Source organism: Telmatobacter sp. DSM 110680 (genome assembly GCF_039994875.1).
GTDB lineage: Bacteria > Acidobacteriota > Terriglobia > Terriglobales > Acidobacteriaceae > Telmatobacter.
The window spans coordinates 772,764-793,116 of sequence record NZ_CP121196.1; the positions used below are offsets into that span (position 1 = coordinate 772,764).

General features: G+C 55.5%; 11 protein-coding genes. 8 read left to right on the plus strand and 3 right to left on the minus strand.

Features of this window, described 5'->3' with window-relative positions; translation table 11 throughout:
- Positions 1-7 precede the first annotated feature (7 nt).
- Positions 8-421 (minus strand): vitamin K epoxide reductase family protein, encoded by a 414-nt coding sequence (locus P8935_RS03140; RefSeq protein WP_348263558.1) that lies wholly within the window; start codon positions 419-421, stop codon positions 8-10.
- Positions 422-574: 153 nt separating this feature from the next.
- On the opposite strand from P8935_RS03140, the gene nadD reads away from it, so the two are divergent.
- Positions 575-1,291, plus strand: coding sequence for a nicotinate (nicotinamide) nucleotide adenylyltransferase (gene nadD, locus P8935_RS03145; protein WP_348263559.1), 717 nt, complete (start codon positions 575-577; stop codon positions 1,289-1,291).
- Positions 1,292-1,409: 118 nt separating this feature from the next.
- On the plus strand, positions 1,410-1,988 hold the full coding sequence (gene rsfS, locus P8935_RS03150) for a ribosome silencing factor (RefSeq protein WP_348263560.1): 579 nt from the start codon (positions 1,410-1,412) through the stop codon (positions 1,986-1,988).
- A 72-nt stretch (positions 1,989-2,060) separates the two neighbouring features.
- Here the strand turns inward: rsfS and P8935_RS03155 are convergent, their stop codons facing one another.
- Entirely contained in the window at positions 2,061-5,450 is a 3,390-nt protein-coding gene (locus P8935_RS03155) for a carboxypeptidase regulatory-like domain-containing protein (protein WP_348263561.1), read from the minus strand.
- A 585-nt stretch (positions 5,451-6,035) separates the two neighbouring features.
- Positions 6,036-9,695, minus strand: coding sequence for a carboxypeptidase regulatory-like domain-containing protein (locus P8935_RS03160; RefSeq protein WP_348263562.1), 3,660 nt, complete (start codon positions 9,693-9,695; stop codon positions 6,036-6,038).
- 411 nt (positions 9,696-10,106) lie between these two features.
- Between P8935_RS03160 and P8935_RS03165 the strand changes: the two genes are divergently transcribed.
- From P8935_RS03165 to P8935_RS03190, 6 genes are all read left to right on the plus strand, one after another.
- Positions 10,107-10,571 (plus strand): 23S rRNA (pseudouridine(1915)-N(3))-methyltransferase RlmH, encoded by a 465-nt coding sequence (locus P8935_RS03165; protein ID WP_348263563.1) that lies wholly within the window; start codon positions 10,107-10,109, stop codon positions 10,569-10,571.
- A 76-nt stretch (positions 10,572-10,647) separates the two neighbouring features.
- Positions 10,648-11,193, plus strand: a complete 546-nt coding sequence (cobO, locus tag P8935_RS03170) for a cob(I)yrinic acid a,c-diamide adenosyltransferase (RefSeq protein WP_348263564.1) — start codon at positions 10,648-10,650, stop codon at positions 11,191-11,193.
- 79 nt (positions 11,194-11,272) lie between these two features.
- Positions 11,273-12,772 carry a hypothetical protein gene (locus tag P8935_RS03175; RefSeq protein WP_348263565.1) on the plus strand — a complete coding sequence of 500 codons (1,500 nt, stop codon included), beginning with the start codon at positions 11,273-11,275 and terminating at the stop codon, positions 12,770-12,772.
- 122 nt (positions 12,773-12,894) lie between these two features.
- On the plus strand, positions 12,895-13,776 hold the full coding sequence (gene accD / locus P8935_RS03180) for an acetyl-CoA carboxylase, carboxyltransferase subunit beta (protein WP_348263566.1): 882 nt from the start codon (positions 12,895-12,897) through the stop codon (positions 13,774-13,776).
- A 370-nt stretch (positions 13,777-14,146) separates the two neighbouring features.
- The gene (locus P8935_RS03185) at positions 14,147-17,494 is read left to right on the plus strand and encodes a carboxypeptidase regulatory-like domain-containing protein (protein ID WP_348263567.1); all 3,348 of its coding nucleotides are present in this window, start codon (positions 14,147-14,149) and stop codon (positions 17,492-17,494) included.
- Between the two features lie 123 nt (positions 17,495-17,617).
- Positions 17,618-20,323 (plus strand): hypothetical protein, encoded by a 2,706-nt coding sequence (locus P8935_RS03190; RefSeq protein ID WP_348263568.1) that lies wholly within the window; start codon positions 17,618-17,620, stop codon positions 20,321-20,323.
- Positions 20,324-20,353 lie beyond the last annotated feature (30 nt).

The following is a 20,353-nucleotide window of genomic DNA, read 5'->3' on the forward strand; positions in this document are numbered from 1 at the left end:
CTCAATTTTACCAGCGTCTACGCCTTCGCTGGTTCGCATCGATGATGAGCCACACGGGACTGAGGAAAGTGATGAGCGCGATAATTCCGAGCGAAATGACGCAGTAGAGGCACCACACATTCAGGACATCGCGCTCGATATGAGCCAGGTAAAGGGCAAATGCAAGACCTACTGCTGCAGCGAGCGAGAGCACTGCCCGTTGTCGCGCCAACCCCAGCCAAACAAGTGCGAGAAAACCGAGGATCCCGATGAGTGCGACCGGCACGCCTTCAATCATGGAGTAGGAGCTGTGGTTCACAACACCGCAGTCCCATTTCTCATTAATAGAGCAGGGAGTAGTGCCAGCCGTGTAGTGAATCTGAAGCGCAAGGCCCGAGACGACGGCCCCGGCCAGGGCAAGAACCGCAATCACATATCGCATGTTGAGAATGATGCTAGCAGAGAATCGGGGTTCTGAATTTCTGATTGGAGGGTCAGCGAAATCAATGGACTTGGTTGGATACGGACCTCCAGAGCCGCGGATCTGCCAACAAGTCAAATACCGGTCGTCTGTGGGATGCCGTACCATGAACCCATGCGTCAGCCAGCCGATCGGAGACAGCGCATCGCTTTCTTTGGGGGCAGCTTCGACCCTCCTCATCTGGGGCACATTGGCGTCGCGCTCGCGGCACAGACCGCTTTGCAATTGGATACCGTCCTGTTTGCGCCGGTGGGCATTCAACCACTGAAGCCGCTTGGCTCAACAGCGAGCTTTGAAGATCGCGTCGAGATGACGCAGCTGGCAATTAGAGGGTTTCCACAGTTTTCGATTTCCCTTGCCGATGCGCCTAATTCCAGCGGCACGCCGAACTACACCATCGAGACGCTGATGCGGCTGCGGGAACAATATCCTTCGGCAACTCTCTTTATGTTGATGGGTGCGGACTCCCTCGTTGGGCTTGGCCACTGGTACCGAGGCGCAGAGATTCCTTTTGTCGCCCCACTGATCGTGGCTTCGCGCCCCGGACAACGACTTGCGGATATGGCCGCGATTCTGCCTGACGGAATGATAATCACGGAAGATGCAACGGCAACTGAAGACGCGTCGGAAATACCGCTGCAAGTTTTCACTCTCCGCAACACCGCCGGAGCAGCCACGCCGTTCTATCTTCTGCCTGGTCTCGAAATCGAAATCAGCGCATCAGATATAAGAACTCAAGCGAATGCAGCTCTTGATCGCCTTTGCGCAGGTCATGACCTGCTGCCGGATGCGGTCTGCGAATATATCGCGGAACATAGCCTCTACCACTGATATCGCTTTTCTGGATTCGTTTTGCACTGCTTCGCTTCACACTTTATAGTCCAATGATTACCGTAAGCCTTCACTGCGCGCTCCTCTCGGCTTGCCGCTGCCGGGGTGAGAGACTACGATGAGCGAGGAGACCAATTCCGCTGCAATGAGCACAAGCCAGGCGCACGAACAAACCCGCATTCTCGTACAAGCCGCAGCCGCGGCCTGTGAAGACAAGAAAGGCGAAGACACCCGCATCCTCGAACTCGACCCGATCGATTCCGGGCTGTCTGACTTTTTTCTTATTACCTCAGCCACCAACGACCGTCAAGCTATCGCCATTGCCGACGAAATTGAGTACCGCCTGAAGAAAGATTTCGGCGTGATGCCACATTCCGTGGAGGGGCGACGCCGGGGCGACTGGATTCTCCTGGACTATGTCGACTTCGTTGCGCACGTGTTCCTTACCGAGCGACGCGCCTTTTACGATATTGAACGCCTTCGGAAATCGGCTCGACCGCTGACGCCGGCCGAATTCGACACGGAACTCAAGGAAGCATTATCCGCGAAGACGCGAGCAGCCCGAGATAAGGCGGACAGTAAGCCCAAGAAAAAAGTACCCACGCCAAAGCCCAAGAAGACATCGGCAACAAAACCTGCCTCAGTGAAGAAGAAAGCTTCCACGAAGCCGGTAAAAAAGCCTCGCGTCAAACACTAACAGGTTCTAGAATTCACTGGTAAAAAAAGGAAGGGCGCCCATCACGGGCGCCCTTTGTATCTGGCATTCAAGTTAGAACGTGAACGTGCCCTTGAACTGGATGAGGCGCGGAGATGCATCGCCACCGAGGAACGCGCCCAAAATCGAAGTAGGCGTGTTCGCCGTGGTGTAAATCACTCCGAGCGTCGAGTCGTTCACGTCGGAATCCGGAATCTGGAAGTTCGGATGGTTGAAGAGATTGAAGAACTGCACGCCAACCTTGAGTTTGCCCTGTTCCATGCCGGGGACCTTGAAACCCTTTGACACGTCCATGTCGGCATCGGTGTAGTTCGGTCCGTACAGCTGATTCCGGCGCTGTTGTCCATAGTCAGTTGAATTTGTAAAGTGCGAGGCGAACGCGCACGGATTCAGAGTATGCGCGCCTCCACCGCAGTGGTGGTTGAAGTTGTTGTCGATCTGCTTTGCGAGAGGAGCATTGCCGTAGACCACGTCGCCGGTGTTATCCGTTACCGAAAATGGATAGCCGGAGTTGTGGAATACTGCGCCTGCAATTTCCCAGTTGTCGACCAAAGCCCGCGGCCCACCGTAGTGAGGAACCGTAATCGAGTAGTTGGCGCTGATGTAGTGACGAGTGTCGTAGTCGGCGTTCCCATAATTCTGGACGAGGCTATTGGGATTAATCTGCCCAACTCCGTTGACACCGAATGAGTCAAAGCCACCGTTTGAAGAAGTGTCGAGGGCATGGCCGTAGGCATAGTTGAATTGTGTGGTGAGCCAGCTGAGCTTGCTGGTCAACGTAGCAATCAGGCCGTGGTAGTTGGAGTACGATCCACTGTAATACTGTGTGACCGAACCCAATGCCGCATTTGGCCGCGAGGAGGGCAGGCTGGCGTTGTATCCAGGCATGGTCGGATCGGTCTGCCCGTCGTAGGCGTTTGGCATGTACGAAACTGGCTGATGGTAGCTGCGGTTCCCGATGTAATTCAGCGACATTACCGTGTTCTTGACAATCTCACGCTCGACTGCAAGGCTCCACTCTTCATAGGTTGGAAGCTTGACGTCGTGCGCGACCGCTGTAACGGTGGGGCGCGAGAAAACTCCTCCCGTTACCGTCTTGAGGCTGAGAGCGGGTCCGCAACCTGAGTAACATGCACCCTGCGAAAAAAGGCTCTGCAGCGCAGAATTCGAAGTTACCGCAGCCGCGTGTCCGCTCGTGCTCATACTCGGATCGAGCGTAATGTTGTTGCCATACGCCGCTCCCAGAACAGTGAAGCGATCAACGTTGGGAAGGTTTGCCAGCAGATCGCCCATGATTTGCGCTGGGAAGTAGTCTGCGAACATTCCGAAACCGCCGCGAATTGTAGTTTTCGAGTCGGCTCCGCCGGGGAGGAAGGAGAAGCCAAAGCGCGGTTCAAGAGCAATATTCTGCTGCTTGAAGAATGCGCGATCTCTGCCGGTCGTAATCAACTGGTTGTACGGAGTGGCAGCGCTTGTTGGGAGATTGCTGAAATCCTGCGAGAAGTTCGACACGCAGTTGGTACGGCACAGCGGATTCGAATTATGCTCTGCGCGAAGGCCCAGCGTCAGGGTCAAGTTTGACGTTGGCTTCCACTGATCCTGCGCATACGCACCCATTACGTAGAGAGCTACTGGTTCCGACAGGTGCTGCGGGAAGCGCTCCGCCCACTCATCTGAATAACCAGCTGCAAAATCACCTTCGTCCAGAATGTAGTTCTCGCCGCCGGCGAAGTTGATGTTGTGCTCACTTGAGGTGTAATCGGTGATATCGTCGCGGCGCATGGTGAAGCCGAGCTTGAACGTATGCTTTCCCCGACTCAGGCTCAGATCATCGTTGAACTGGTAGCCCGTCACATTGCGGCCTTGCGGAAATGCGTAATCGGCACCGCCGATCCAGGAGCTTGCGTTCAGATTCACATCCCAGTCACCGCCCGACGCAAATCCCTCCGGTACCAGAACAAAAGGCAGGTTGGACGCGGCCAGGGTCGTTGCATTGGTATTCGTGAAGATGGCTCGATAGTAGCTCGCCGCAAAAAGAAACTGGTTGGTTAGATAAGGCGTGAACGTGTGCGTCTCGTTTAACTGCCCTTCATAAGAAGGTTGCGGACTTTCAGCATCGAAGAGTGGGGTGAGGAAGCTGGTTTGCGTCGGCTGGACACCGTGATCGACCTTGGAGTGGACGAAGAGATGGTCATTCGGGCCGAGGTTGAAATCCACGCGATCGTTGATGAGCCATTCACGCCCGAAGTTTGTGGTCTGCCCGTTCCAGATCCAGGTACGGGGATCGTTCGGATCCTGCGAGCCGGAGCTCCAGTTCTTGGCGTTGTTGTAGTAACTGAAAATTGACTGATACACCGGAGCTTCGGCAGCATTTCCGTTGTCAGCGAGATTACCGTAAGGCGCCAGCGTCGGATCCGCTGTGCCTGCCCCGCCGAGAATTGCCGACTGGAATGCAGGGCTCGGTCCATACGCTTTGGCGCGAACTGGAATGATGACGCGGATGCCTTCCGTGTCGATAAAACCGAAGATCTTATCTTTCTTCAGGGGCCCGCCGATAGCCGCCGCCCACTGATTGGCGTTGTCGAAATTTCGGGGCGAACCGAGCTGCTTGTTGAAGTAGCTGTTGGCATTCATCACGCGGCCATTCCACCAGTAGGTCGCATTCCCATGCCACCGGTTGCCACCCGATCGCGAAATCTCATTCACCTGCGCGCCACCGAGTCCGCCGAACGCAGCGTCATAACTGTTGGTGATCACGGTTACTGTGTCCACATCGTTGTTGCCTAGGAGCAAGTTTGTCGCGCCGGAGTTGTTCAAATTCAGGTAAGGATCGCCCTCGTAGCCGCCGTTAACTGTGAATGTGTTCGAGGTACCGGGCAATCCGTTCACGGAGAAGTTGCCATAGCCGCCTTGCGTGTTCATTACTGCGCCAGGTGTAGTTTGCGCTACGAACGTAAGATCGTTGCCTGGATTCGGCAGAGTTTGAATCTGCTGCAGGTCAAAGCTGGTGGACATTTGCGCGTCATCGGTGTGTAGAACCTCTCCTGCACCGGCGCTCACTTCAACCGTAGTGGCCGCCTGGCCAACCGTAAGCTTCACCGACAGAGTCGTGATGACACCGGCGGAAACGGTCGCATCCGCTGTAGTGGTGCTGAATCCGTTCGCGGTAACACTGACCTTGTATCTACCCGGTGGCAACAGTGCGACGCGGAAGTTTCCGGACGAGTCAGAGGTCGCAGCGTTTCGGACATTCTTGTCCTGGCTTGTGACGGTGATTTGCGCATTGGGCAATGCCGCACCCGAAGAATCCAAAACGGTGCCGGCAATGTCCCCGGAAATGTTTGATTGAGCGCTCGCGGTGGGCGCTGCAACGTTAGCCACAAATCCGGCGACTGTCAGCAGACTCAGTGCCAGGGTTGCATTTCTGAACTTCTTAAAACGCATACTGCTCCTCCAAATTCCATTGCAATCGAAGGCTCAAAAGCGGAGCCCTCAAAGCGATGCACACATGTGTTCGCTAGTCCCCGGCCGTGATTTTAGGCACGGGGAACACTTCGCGGGGTCAATTTAAAACCACGCTCAAACTCTTAAATTTAGGTCTTGCTTTGTCCCAAGGCGTGCGGGGAAGTGCAGGGACAGACGTTCAGGACTAACTATGCACGAAGAATGCCATTTGGAAAGTTGTCGCCGCTATCGGCAATAATTGATTGAAGTAAAAGGACTAAGGAGTAGACCTCATTGAGAGCGTCGCAAGTTAACCTCTACAAATAATTGGAGAAAACCTGTTCATAATTCAGGTTTCGGGATTATCAAGTCGAGAGACCGAGTTGTCGGTATATTGAATGCACGACGAAGTCACATATTTACTTAGAGTTAGACCTCAGTCTAGGGCGAGGGGCTGGAGCTCCGATTCCCCTTCGATTGGACACGAATGGATTCGAGTTGGTGTCAATTTCTAACTCCATAGACCAAAAAGAAATGGCCGCGGTTAATTCCGCGACCATTTCAATTTAAGTTGCGACGCCGAACTCAGAACGCGATGTGAAGAGAGAGTTCAGTATTGCGGTTGCCGGACTTGTAAGCCAAAACATCTGTGTAGCTAGAAACGTCGTTCGAGCCGCCCAGATTTAGGAAAGTATTTGCGTGGTTGAAAATGTTGATGAATTCGCCCTTCAACTGAAGGTCATAACGCTCGTGAACCTTGAAGTCCTTTACGACACCGAGGTTCTCGTGCCATGAACCGGGCCCCGTGAACATGTTGCGACCGTCCATGCCTTCGACCAGATGGCAGCCTACGCCATGGATGCCTGAACAAACCGGGACATCGCTACCAGCCCACATTGTTCCCGCAGGAGCCCCATAAGCCGGATCGTAAATTGACTCATAGTAGGCATTGGCAACGGGATTGACTTGCTCGTTGTATGCGTCGCCGTAGTCAGGCAGATGAATATACGAGTAGGTGTTGGGGCCAACACTCGAACTGATATCAGTCAGGTTCGAACCCTTCCGTCGAGGCGCCGTCACGAAACTGGTGCGCGGGCAAACCGTGATGGCATACCCGCAATCGAACATGCTAAAAGGGGTACCGGTCTGAGCGTCAAAGGTCGTGGACACTGTCCAATTCTGACCTAGGGTCTTGGCGACGCCAGTGAGGCTCTTCCCGAATGGAACATTCCATACGATTGCAGACGACACGCGATGTTTCTGGTTGAAGTCCGAGGTGCCGCGATCCAAAGCGTGGTTCCAAGGATCGGTATAGCCAAGCACGAGTCCGCCGCCGCCTTCGTTACCGCTGTCGTTGAAGGTCGAGCTATCGTTATCGATGGCGTGCGAGAACGTGTAGTCGGCGCGAACATTCAGTCCCGTATGCATGAGGTTCGCAGTGCGAAGTTCAGCGGTCAAACCATGGTAGTAGCTGTCTCCGTCCGCACCGCGGAAGTTGACGCTGCCATATTGGTAGTTCGTGCGATTGCCCGTCGAACTGTACAGGTTTGCGGCAGTGCCATAAATTGGGCTGTTCAGATCAAGAGTGTTCACGATCTGATCACCTTCGTAAACGGCACCGTCGAAGGATCTGTTCACGTTGGAGATTGAGTAGTTGTGGATACCGCGCGTCCCCACGTAGGAGAGGCTGGCGGTAGTGTCGGCGAACTGATGCTCGATCGAGAGACTCCAGTTTTCCGCGTAGGCGGGTTTGATTTTTGGATCGACTGCGCGCAAAGTCACGTTAGGTAGTAGCTTTTTTCCGGTTCCGGTGCCGAATTGAGCGAAGTTGTTAGTGCTGACGGGAATCGGAACGCCGCCGTTGTCAGCGGTTGTGAACGACACCACACCGTAGTTCGGAGGATTCTGAATTACGTTAAAAGTGACGTTGTTAAAGTTGCGCTCGTAGTTCATGCCGAAGCCGCCACGGAAGCTGGTCTTGCCGGTACCGAATGGGTCGTATGCAAAGCCAAGCTTTGGTGCGAACTGTTTGGTATTCAGATTCCAAAGACGTCCATTAGGAGCGGTATTGCGGGTGAGAACCTGTCCATTGCGGATCTGGTCCCACGGTGTGCCGCCTGCGCCAAAGAAGAAATTCGCGTCATAGCCGGGTTTCTGTGAGTGCTGGGGTCCATAGAGCTCCCAACGCACACCGACGTTCACGGTAAGCTTAGGATCGACTTTCCATGAATCACTGGCGTATGCGGCACCGTCCTGGTACCGGTTCGAACGCGAGAAGTTAGGCGAGGAAACTGGTAGTGTCACGTCGCAGGCCGAGGTTTCCTGGTAGGTGCCTTGCGCATTCCTGTAGCAGGGATAGGCGCCATTGGGATTGACGGCAACCTGCAATAGCCCGAGACCACCGCTCACGAAGTTCTTGAGTGCATTTGTTGCGCCAGAACTCGCATTGATCAGTCCGTCGACGGCTTCTTCATAAGCTCCGAAGGTGCGGTTGTCCTTGATGTACAGGAAGGTGCCGCCGAATGTGAACTGGTGCTTGCCCTTGCTCCAAGCCAGATCCTCACCGATTTCAATGAAGTTCTGGGGTCCACCAAATGGGAGAGCGTTTCCTGGAGATGTCTGTGAATAACCTGGGAAGTTGATGTAGCCGCCGTTTAACGTAACTGGCGAACCGCCGTTAACGTAGAGCGTGGGGCTGACAGGCTGCGTTCCGAGGGGTTGTGCGTTGTTGTATCGCGAACCAAGAAGTTTCGTAGCCGATGCAAGCGTCGGGGTGATGGCTTTACTGTAAGCCACCTCCAACCCGTGGTTGAACTGCGTGTTGGCGGTGTCATAGCCCTTATAGGGGCTGTTGTTCACCGACCCACTAGGGTTGACCAGGCTCTCCTGAATGTAACGGACAAACATCGAGGAGGTCTGATTAATGGTCCAGTCGGCGCGATTGAAGCTGATCCACTGGTTAACAGGAGTGCCGCCGCCCGAATCGGCCGGAATCTGATAGATAGATTGACCGAAGAGATTCTTTGTGCAAATTGCGGTATTGGAAATCTTCGCATCGGCGCAGCCACCAGACAACTTGGTGTTGGTGGGTAGTCCTGCTTGCGTCAAACCGATGTAATTAATGTCTGAGCCCCATAGGCTGCCCTGGACCTGTGCTCCTGTCAATTCTGTGCCGTTGATGGGATGTGCCAGCGTGCCGTACGCAGCAAAAAAGTCCTGCATGTTGGAGGCAGACATCCCGATTAGATCTGTCGTTGGAACCGTAGTGATGATGTTCTGAGCACTGCGGATGCGGGTCCATTCAGTTGACGAGAAAAAGAAGATCTTGTCTTTCTTGATTGGGCCGCCGATCGAGTAGCCGAACTGGTTGTGCGTATAACGGGGCTTGGCAGGTGTAGTCGGATCTACGGCATGAAGGTAGTTGTTGTTGTAACCATCCGAAGCGAGAGTCGAAACGCGATTGAATTCGTAAGCTGAGCCGTGCAGACCGTTGGTGCCCGACTTAGTGGACACATTCACGGCGCCTGATCCGCGGCCATACTCTGCGCCGGAGTTCGAAGTGACGATGCGAATCTCTGAGGTGGCATCCATCGGCACGGTCTGGCCGATGCCCACAGCATACAAATCGGTGTTCTCAACGCCGTCCAAAAGGATGTCAACGGATGTATTTCGAGATCCTGAGATATTGAATCCGACGCCACGCGCGGTCGCCGTTGGATCTGAGGAAAGGTTTCCGGAGAAAGCAACCAAGCTGTAAGGGTTGCGATCAAGCGTCGGCAGGCTGAGAATCTGGTCAGTCTGAATTACTGCAGCCACTTCAGGTTTCTCGAGGTGCACGCCCGCAAAGTCATCGGCAGCAACGGTAATTTGTGTACTGCCACCCGCCACAGCCAATTTGACGTTGATGGTGTTGGAGGATCCCACCGTGATCTGCAGGTTGTGCGACGCCGGGGTGAATCCTGGCGAGCTGAAGCTCACAGAATAAGTGGCAGGCAAGAGTTGGTTCACGGAGTATTCGCCCTTACTATTGGTCGCGGACACTCTTACCGCACCTGTGGCGATGTTTGTTAGCTTGACTTCAGCGTTGGGAATCACGGCGCCTGACGCGTCAGTGACAACACCTGAGCACGAACCGAGATCGGCTTGCGCCTGGGCTACAGGGGTCCCGATGCAGGCAACGTAGGCGGTGAGGCCTAGCAGACTCACGGTCAAAGCAGCAGCATGCAGCAATCGTAAGAATCGCATTGAAATCCTCCAGATCGACTCCGGATCGGGGAGACTTCATGCAGAGACAGTTCCCGATCCGCTTATCGCGCTCGGCGTCTCGGGTCTAGCTGGGGAGGGTTAGGTCCGTTCCGCGGTTAACAGTGAATAAAAAGGCTCAAAAAAACAACAAGAACATAAAGGTTTGTCTTCGCCACTTCCGCAAAGAAGTGACCAAAACCATCCCAAGGTAAACAGGGTTCTTAGGTGTCTTTAGTGCAACCGGCGTGCCAAACACGCAAGAACGTCTCAATTCGCAATCTAAAGGACTAATACAGCCGAGCCGGTGACCTAAATCACATCTGAATATGAGAAGCTGTAGCGCGACTTCGCGGTATTTCACAAAACGTTTTATCTGTCGAATTATTCGGACCCAATTCGATGACTCGAATCATGTATCTTCGCTGCATGCAGATCGTGCTGGCGCATGTCGGAACGCGACCTTCCACGAAGGATCCCTTTGACGTCGCAACTTCGATGTACATCGAACGTTGCTCCGGACACGCGCAGTGTCAGGCTGAATCATTCAGGAACGTGGAAGCGTTCTTTGTTTGGCTCGACAAACAGCAGCGGCGCACTCCCGCAATTATTGTGCTTTTAGATAGTCGAGGACGACAGATGAGCTCAGAGGATTTTGCTGCATGGCTTGGCCGCCAGCGGGACAATGGAGCTCAACAGATCGTATTCGCCATCGGCCCCGCAGACGGCTGGTCAGAGACCGACAAAAAAAGAGCGACGCTGCTGCTTTCGCTCGGTCCTTTTACCCTGGCTCATGCACTTGCGCGCGTTGTGATCGCGGAACAGGTCTATCGCGCATTTACAATTCTTACAGGCCATCCCTATCACTCCGGCCACTAAGAATTAGCCATCCAACCGATCCATCTTGACTTCAGTTTCAATTTGAACAGGCCGCCGTGCGTGCCTGGAGGGAAATGTGACCACCGAAGAATCTTCCCGACGCGGACTTATCCTTATCAACACGGGCCCGGGCAAGGGCAAGACCACCGCTGCCATGGGCACGGCCCTGCGCGCGGTTGGCAATGGCATGCGCGTATTGATGCTGCAGTTCCTCAAGGGATCGTGGCACTACGGCGAACTCGATTCAACGCAGGCCTTCGGGCAGAATTTCGTGCTCAAGCAGATGGGACGCGGCTTCGTTAAAGTCGGCGGCGCGGAGACAGACCCTGAAGATGTCCGCATGGTGCAGGCTGCGTGGGATGAAGCACGAGAAGCCATCATGTCAGGCGAATGGGACATGGTGGTGCTCGACGAGATCAACTACGCCATCGGCTATGGCATGCTCGATCCGGCGGTGGTCGTCGAGACGCTTCGCAACCGGCCGGAGATGGTGCATGTAATTCTGACCGGACGCAATGCGCATCCTTCTCTTGTCGAAATCGCCGACACTGTAACCGAGATGCGCGAAGTGAAACATGCCTACCAGAAAGGCATCCTGGCGCAGCGCGGCATCGAGTTCTGATCTTTTCGGCATTGTTCTAAATTGAGACTGCAAGTTTTCCTTTCCCATGCGTTCCAAGGCCAGTTCCAGGAGGAAAGACTTGCGGAAGACCTCGACTTTTCTAACTGCGCTTTTTATTGCAGCGTTTGCGCAATCGCAGCAAACGCCACCGGTGGCACTCACCATCTACAATCAGGATTTCGCGGTCGCGCGCACCTTTCTGAATCTCGATCTACACGCAGGTGTTAACGAGATCACGACGGACAGCGTCACCAGCCGTCTTGAGCCCGACTCTGTCGTTATCCGCGATCCTTCAGGCAAGCGCGTGGTACATGTCGTCGAACAGAACTACGACTCCGCGATCGTGAGCCAGGAGTGGCTGCTGCAGAAGTACGAAGGAAAGACAATCGATTTTCAGATCTCGACGCCGCAGGGTCTCAAGATTGTACAAGGCAAAATTATTCGTGCCGGCTTCTATCGCCAGCAGGAGTACACCTTCGACGGCCAGATGTTGAGCGGCCAGACCGCACAGCCTCTGATTGAGATCGACGGTAAGATGCAGTTTCAGCTTCCCGGAACGCCGCTCTTCCCTGCGACGACCGATGGCATGTTGCTGAAGCCAACTTTGCGCTGGCAGATCGACTCGAGTTCTGCCGATCACTTCAATGCGGAACTCGCCTACATCACCGGCGGCCTGAGCTGGGACGCAACCTATAACGTAGTTGCTCCTGACACCACTGACGTAACGGGAGATGAAAAGGCTGACCTGCTCGGATGGGTGACCATTCACAATCAGTCAGGGACAGAATTCCCGCAGGCAAGAATCAAGCTGATGGCCGGCGACGTCGCGAAGATCCAGCCGCAATCGGGATACAACGCAATGGCACAACTGCGCATGGAGGCCAAAGCGCTCGATGCCATGCAGCCCGGGGTTACTCAGAAAGCCTTCGACGACTTCCACCTCTATGATCTCAATCGCACGGTTTCTCTGCGCGACGGAGAAACGAAGCAGGTGCAGTTTGTCGATGCTGCGAATGTAAGCATGCGTCGCAACTATATCTACGACGGTCTCGCCGAGCAGGTACAGCCGATCTATGCAGGAAACGTCAATCAGAATCAGGCTTACGGTCTCGGTGGTGAGAACACCAAGGTTCTGATCGTTGAAGAAATCAAGAACTCAGAGTCGAATCATCTCGGCATGCCGCTGCCGGCAGGTCGCGTTCGGCTCTATCGCCGCGATGCGGACGGACAAGTGGAATTTGTGGGCGAGAATCTCATCGGCCATACACCTGCCGAGGAGACGGTAAGAGTGCCGACCGGAAGCGCCTTTGACGTGGAGGGCTCACGCCGGCAAACCGACTTTCACGTGGAATACAACAAGCGCATGCTCGATGAAACTTTTGAGATCAAGATTACCAACCAGAAAATGCAACCCGTCAACGTAAGCGTGATCGAGCACATGTACCGTGGCGAGAACTGGCAGATCACGGATAAATCCACCAAGTTCAACAAGCGCGATAGCCACACCATTGAATTCCCGGTTAAAGTCCCGGCGAAGGGAGAGGTGACGCTCAGCTATTCGGTTCACTACACCTGGTAGCGCCGCAAAGCACGTTGAAGGTCGGTTCATTTCTCATTTTTGTTCCGGTTCCGACCGCGAACTCTGCACCACGAGCTCCCAAACTCGAAATGCTCTCCGGGTCGCTATAATGACTGAGGCTTATGTCCTGGTTTAAGCGCGAGAACGGCGAGTTTGACGGTCCCGGCGGCAACGACGGTGATGCGGAGAAGAGTGTCCGCACCGAAGGGCTGTGGGTCAAGTGTCCGGGCTGCCGGCAGACCATCTGGAAGGCTGACCTTGAAGCCAACATGAACGTCTGCCCCAAGTGCCAGTACCACTTCAAAATTGGCGCGAAGCAGCGGTTGGACCTGTTGCTGGAACCGGGCTACGAAGTGGTCGATGGCGGACTTTGCTCAACCGATCCGCTGAACTTCACCGACATCAAGCCATACAAGCAACGTCTTCGCAAGGCACAACAGGACACTGGCCTCAACGACGCAATCGTGAATGCTGTGGGCCAGATCGGTTCGCACGCTGTCGTTGTCAGCGCCATGGAGTATGGATTCATCGGCGGATCGATGGGTGCGGTAGTCGGCGAAACGATTGCGCGAGCCGTTGACCGCGCACGCCTCGACAAGAAACCGCTGATCGTAGTTGCCGCGTCGGGCGGAGCGCGCATGATGGAAGGCGTCGCCAGCCTGATGCAGATGGCGAAAATCTCCACCGCGCTGGCGCAGCTTGACGATGCGCGCGTTCCTTATATCTGCGTGCTCACCGATCCGACGACCGGTGGCGTGACCGCGAGTTTCGCTATGCTTGGCGACCTCAACATCGCCGAGCCCGGCGCCTTGATTGGCTTTGCGGGGCCGCGTGTCATTGAGCAGACCATCCGTCAGAAGCTTCCTGAGGGGTTTCAGCGCTCTGAATTCCTACTTGAAAAGGGCTTTCTGGATGCGGTCGTCCATCGCCACCAACTCAAGAGTTACCTTATTCGGGCGTTGGAATTCATGGTGGTCCCAAAGCTCGCGGAATCGGCTGGCTGAAAGCAGATGGAACCGGAGCTACATGAAACGGTAGGTCCCCGTCCATTCCTTCCATATATAGAATAAGACCCTTCCAGTCACGACTCCCGCTCAGTCACTCTGCACCGAAGGCGGAAAATATATATTTCTGAATATTGGCCTATCGATATCTCAAAATAGGTGGAAAACAGGGGCTTTGGGCACTATTGCGGTCTTATCTCGCGTCTTCTAAATCTTTGATAATTAGCCATATATATAAATAATGGCCTGATCGCCCCCATTGGAACTAAAAATGCAACCAAGTGGGCGATGTCCCCGAAAAAATGATTTCAGACCTCCCTCGAGGAGATCTGCTTCCTTGCATTCGAACAACCAATCGGAGAAAACCACCGTGACACTATCCAAACGGATTCTGGCCGTATTTCTAGCTCTCTGGGCCGGCGTCGCTGTAGCCGGCGCGCAAACCTCAAACGGTACTGTAATTGGCGCGATCACCGACAGTCTCGGAGCCTCGATCGTGGGTGCAACCGTTACGATCACCTCGGTCGACACTGGAGCCGTCCGCACGACTGTGACGAACCAGGAGGGAACCTACCGCATTGAGGCTGTCCTACCCGGCACCTACAACGTGTCTGCCTCTGCCTCCGGCTTTGAGACCACGGTGAACAAGGGACTTATCGTTCCGGGCACGGCTATCGTTTCTGCCAGTTTGGTGCTGAAAGTGGGTTCGGCCTCTGACAAGGTCGAAGTCTCCGCTGATAACGCCGTCTTGAACACTGACAACGGTCAGATCGCTGGCACCATCAGCGAGCAGGAAATCAGCAGCCTTCCGATTGCCAGCCTGAACCCATACGAACTCGCTCTTACCCTGCCGGGCGTCATGAATACGCAGGTCGGCGGCTTCTCAAATGGTGTTGACTTCAACGTAGGCGGTGGCCGCCCCCGCGCCAACAACTTCCTCATTGAAGGTCAAGACAACAATGACGCCGGAATTCAGGGCCAGGGTCTTCAGCCCGGCAACGACGAAGCTGTCAAGGAAGTCGTAATCATCGAGAACGCGTACACCGCCGAATATGGTCACGGAGCGGGATCCGTATCGAACCTGATCTACAAGAGCGGCACGAACGACTGGCATGGCGCGGTCTACGAGCGCCTCCAGAACTCCTCGCTGGACACCGTCGACAAAAACGAAATTCTCAACGGCATCACGACGGTCAACAAATACCGTGAGAACCAGCCCGGCTTCCGTGTCGGCGGTCCCATCATTCACAACAAGCTCTTTGGCTTTGCTTCGTATCAGTGGGATTTCTATCGTTCAACCGCGAATCTCGCGCAACTCACCGTACCAACGGCGGCTGGTTTCGCCACGCTCGGCAACTATTCTTCAAACACTCGCGTTGCCAACCTGATCAAGGCCTATGGCGGCCTGGTCGGCACCAATGGCGGTACTAAGATCACACCTCCCGCAATCGCCCTTGGTCCTGACCCAGTCACAGGCGTCGACCGCGGCACCGTGGAAATGGGCACCGTCGAGCGCAACCTCGGCGCGGACGACAACGCTCCTGAGATCGATCTCAAGGGCGATTACATCATGAGCGATAAGGACACGTTGAACCTTCGCTTCATCCGCACCCGCTTCACCGCTCCGTACGACGTGTTCAACTTCACCGGTCAGTTGCCGGGTTTCGACTCCGATCAGGACGGCACTTCATATAACACCGGACTCGTCGAGTCGCATGTGTTCAATCCTCACGTTGTCAACGAAGCGCGTTTGTCCTATAGCCGAATTGGATTCTCCTTCGGCCTGCCCGGCAGCACCTTGGCCAACCCGCTATACAACCAGCCGGCCGTCAGCGTTTCAAATATGACCGGCTACGGCATCCCGGGCAACATTCCCCAGGGCCGCTTCCACAACACTTACCAACTGCAGGACACCATCAGCTGGACGCACGGTAAGCACTTCATCAAGGTCGGTGAAGACATTGCCGACACTCGCGTCAAGGATCAAATTCCCTTCAATTTCTATGGCGCAATCGGCTTCACCAACGACACCAGTTCAACCACAGTCCCTGGTCCCGGCGGCGTAGGAACACAGTCTGTGAAATATACCGGCCTCGCCAACCTCATCGACGACTTCGGCGGACCAAACACCACAGTGACGCAGAACTTCGGCAGCCCGATTGCCCAGCCCAGGCTCTTCAGCCAGAACTACTTCGTGCAGGACACCTACCGCCCGATCCCGACGCTAAGCCTGGATCTTGGCTTCCGGTATGAATACAACGGCGCCCCATTCAACGCGACAGGCACGCCGTACCCCGGCATCGATGTCACCAATCCGGCATGCTTCCCGTTGACACCCGGTGCCAGCTGCAAAACCAAGCAAATCGCCGACGGCAACCAATGGGGACCTCGCGCCGGCATTGCGTGGAGCCCGACTCTCTTTGGCCAGAACAAGACCGTCATTCGCTCCGGCTTCGGAGTCTTCTATGATGTGGTCTTTACCAACATCATCGACAACATCCAGGCCACAGCACCCAACGCGGCGTCGCCGGTCATCACCAGCAGCGCCACCGCCAACGGTCACCGTGGCACCGGCTCCTGGTATGAGCAGTTTGCCAATCTGAACCAGACCCCCAAGCCGACAAACACTGCTGAGCCAATCGTTGATCACCTGCTTTCGCCTCGCACGTTGCACTGGAACCTCAATGTCGAGCAGGAACTGCCCTGGGCGACAACCATCCAGGTTGGCTATGTTGGCGAGCGCGGCGAACACCTTTATGGCAACACAAACCTCAACCCCTATGTCAACGACACCCTCTCCGCTGCGCGCGTCATCCCGACTCGTGGTTCGATCGTGATTCGCGACAACTCGGACGACTCGGAGTACACAGGCCTCTGGTCAGAACTCGATCACAAATTCAACCACCAGTTCCTCTTCCGTGCCTCCTACACGCTGGGACGCGCATTCGACGACGGATCCGAAATCTTCACGACTGCGAATGAATCCTCTTACCAGTTCAGCCGTTATCCAACACCGCGCGGAACCACCGATTGGGGTCCCTCAGAGTACGACCACCGTCAGCGTCTCGTGCTGGCTTATATATGGACTCCCTCTGTGTGGCACACCGAAGGCGCGATGAAGGTCGTCGGCAACGTCGTCAATCACTGGGCCCTGGCCGGTATCACGCAGTTCCAGTCCGGTACCACACACAACGTTGAAGTCGGTTATGACGGCGACGGAGACGGCATCAGCAATGATCGCCCGATGCTCGGAAACAAGCATGCGCCCGTGAATACCTATGCCTTCGACGATTCTTGGTTCTATGGCGTTTCACAAGGAACCCTGTGCTCGGGACCAAGCTTCTGGTACACCAACAACCCTTGCGAAGTGGTTTCGCCAGATCAGGTGCACTGGATTGTCGGCCCCTACGGCTCTCATCCGACCAATCCGATCGGCCGCAATTCTTACATTGGACCCGGATACCAGCAGTGGGATATGAACGTTCAACGCTCATTCAAAATCCACGAAAAGCTCACCATGGATTTCCGCGGCGAACTCTTCAACGTGTTTAACCACGGACAGGTCGACACCAACGGCTACCTGGAAAACTCCACCCTCATCAGTGGAATTCCAACCGATGCGTACACAGGCGACAACGGCACCAACACCTTTGAGTCCGCCGACCCAGTCGTCAACGGTCACCGCCACGCGCGTCTCTTTATTCGCTTCCAGTTCTAACTTGGTTCTCTGCACTGAAGAGGCGGCCCGAAAGGGCCGCCTCTTTTCTTGCGCAACATATTCACTCCATGAGGGAACGGGGATGTTCTAGACTTGTTGCGCTGACACGTAAAGGACGCAACGATGGTCTGCTCTACCAGATTTATTTCTCTGGCCACTCAAGCCGGCCTGATCCTGCTATTTTCTTTTCCCGCCGCCGTTCGCTCGCAAGGCGCTTTACCAACTTTCAGCTCCATCCCAACCATTCCCTTTGACAGCGCAGCCCCCGTCATCCGCGCCCACTCTGAAACCGAGAAGCCCTTCACGGTTGCCGGAGAACGCGGCGTGATCCTTGGACAGCAGAACGGCACCTTCGAAACCTGGGTTCTGCCGGTTAAGCTGCTTTCGCACCTCACCATCGAGGCGGACATCGAAGGCTACACTGTTCCGATCGATGTGAATCAGCAGGCCGCAGAGATCGAAGTCCGTCCAGATCGCACCGTCATTACATACAGCCACATTGGGTTTACGGTGCGCCAGATCATGTTCTCGCCCAATGATGCGCCGGAAGGTACCGGGCCCGTTGTCCTGTTCGAATTCGACTGCGTTCATCCGACCGAGTTCATCTTCCGCTTCACGCCGGAACTCCGCTGGATGTGGCCGGAACGCAATGAAGGTGTGCCGGGCGTTGAGTGGGTTGCAGGACCGAACGCCGCTCCCAAAGCCAAGGAGCCGGGTCCCTCCGGATCGATCTCTGGTACGCCGCTGCCAAACCACGGCTATTATGTTCTCCACGCCGACTATCCCGACCTCGCAGGCGCCATTACGATTCCAGGCGCGCAACCGGGGATCATCGCTCCTTATCAGGAACGTCCGCAGGTTCACCCAGTCGAATTCCATCTACACATTGATCCTTCCCGCGATCACGGACGACTTTTTCCGCTCCTGATGGCCGCAGGAATGAATAAGGCATCCGCCACAAATGATGCCCTGGGTTTGACTCTGGCCAAGCTGAATGCGTCGATCGCTGATCTCTACGCGGCCCACGCCGACGGCTACAAGAAGCTGCTGGCCGACTCTACCTCTATCTCCACACCAGACAAAGCCCTGAACGAAGCCTTTCAATGGGCCGTAGTTTCCATCGAGCAACTCAGGGCTCATCCTGTCGATGCGCATTCCATCCCAACGGACGAAACGGCGCTCGTTGCCGGCTATTACGCTTCCGGCGATTCTGCACGCCCCGGCTTCGGCTGGTTCTTCGGCCGCGACGCGCTCTACACGCTCTTCGCCGTGAATGGTTACGGGGACTTCTCACTTTCGAAGTCGGAGCTTGAGTTTCTGATCAAGCGCCAGCGCGACGATGGCAAGATCATGCACGAGTACTCGCAGACTGCGGCCGCCATCGACTGGCGTTCGTTCCCATACATGTACGCTGCTGCCGACGCCACTCCACTCTTCCTGCTTGCTGTGACCGACTACGTACGCTCCAGTGGTGACACGGCTTTCCTGGCCGCGCACCGAGACGCAATCGAAAAGGCATGGGAGTTTGAAACCAGCCACGCCGATGCGAACGGGATTTATGCAAACACGCAAGGCACCGGCTGGGTAGAAAGCTGGCCCGGCGGCATGCCGCACCAGGAGGTGTATCTCGCTTTTCTCGATCAGCAGGCATCCGGCGCAATGGCCCAGCTCGAAGACATGCTGCACGACTCCCAAAAGTCGACAGCCGCGCGCAGCCGCGCTGAAGCCATCGCCAAGACGATCGAAACACAGTTTTACGACAAGGAAAAATCCTGCTACGCCTTCAACCGCAACGCCGACGGCTCTCTCGATCGCACGAGCACCGTTTATCCCTCGCTCGCTTGGTGGAGCGGCAAGGGCCTTGCCGGCGCATCATCGATTCCTACACAGACAGGCACGTGCCTTGAGCAGTTCGCGGGTCATGCGCTCAATACCGACTGGGGACTGCGCGATGTAGCCAACGACGAAAAAATCTACGACGGCATGAGCTATCACCAGGGCTCGGTGTGGCCGCTCTTCACCGGCTGGGCCGCGCTCGCGGAGTACCGCGCCAACCAGCCTCTTGCCGGCTATCAACTACTGATGGAGAACGCGAACTTGACCAACGCGCAGGATCTTGGCGCTGTGACGGAATTGTTATCAGGCGACTTCTTTGTGCCCTTCGGCCGCAGCACCAGCCACCAACTCTGGTCGTCGGCCATGGTGATTACACCGACGCTACGCGGGCTCTTCGGAATCGAAATCGACGCGCAGACTAAAACCATCACCGTCAATCCGCATTTGCCGGCCAACTGGCCCAAGGCTGAAGTGAAAAACATCCAGGTGCCCGGCGGAACCCTCGGCCTTTCTTTCACCAAAGAAGGCGAGACCCTCATCATGTTCCTTGAACAATCCGGCGTGAATGGTTGGAAAGTACATACCGATTCGCACAATGCCAGGCCGGACCCAATTCGTCGTTCAGCTTTTGATTTTCCGTTGAGTCCAGTTCGAGTTACTTTCCTGGATGATCGACTCGCCACTGCCGGCGCCGGCACTTCGATCGCGCGCGTCGTCCATGAAGAGTGGAACTCAAGAAGCGTCGCACTTCAAGTTGAGGGCCCGGCTGGATCCTCTGCAAATTTCCTCGTGTCTCAGCGCGATGGGAAAACGCCAGGTTTGCAAGTGTCAGGTGGGCTTTCGAACCACGCCGAAAGCGGCAAACCCGGCGCGCTTCTCACATCGCTTGGAATTGGTGATCCCGTGAACGCTCCACCGTTCGCCAGCACACTTCAAATCAACTTCCCACCCGGCGAAGGTTGGAAGACCATCACCGTCACCCTAGCGTGGTGATCGAAACCGGCTCCAATGTAGATTGGAACC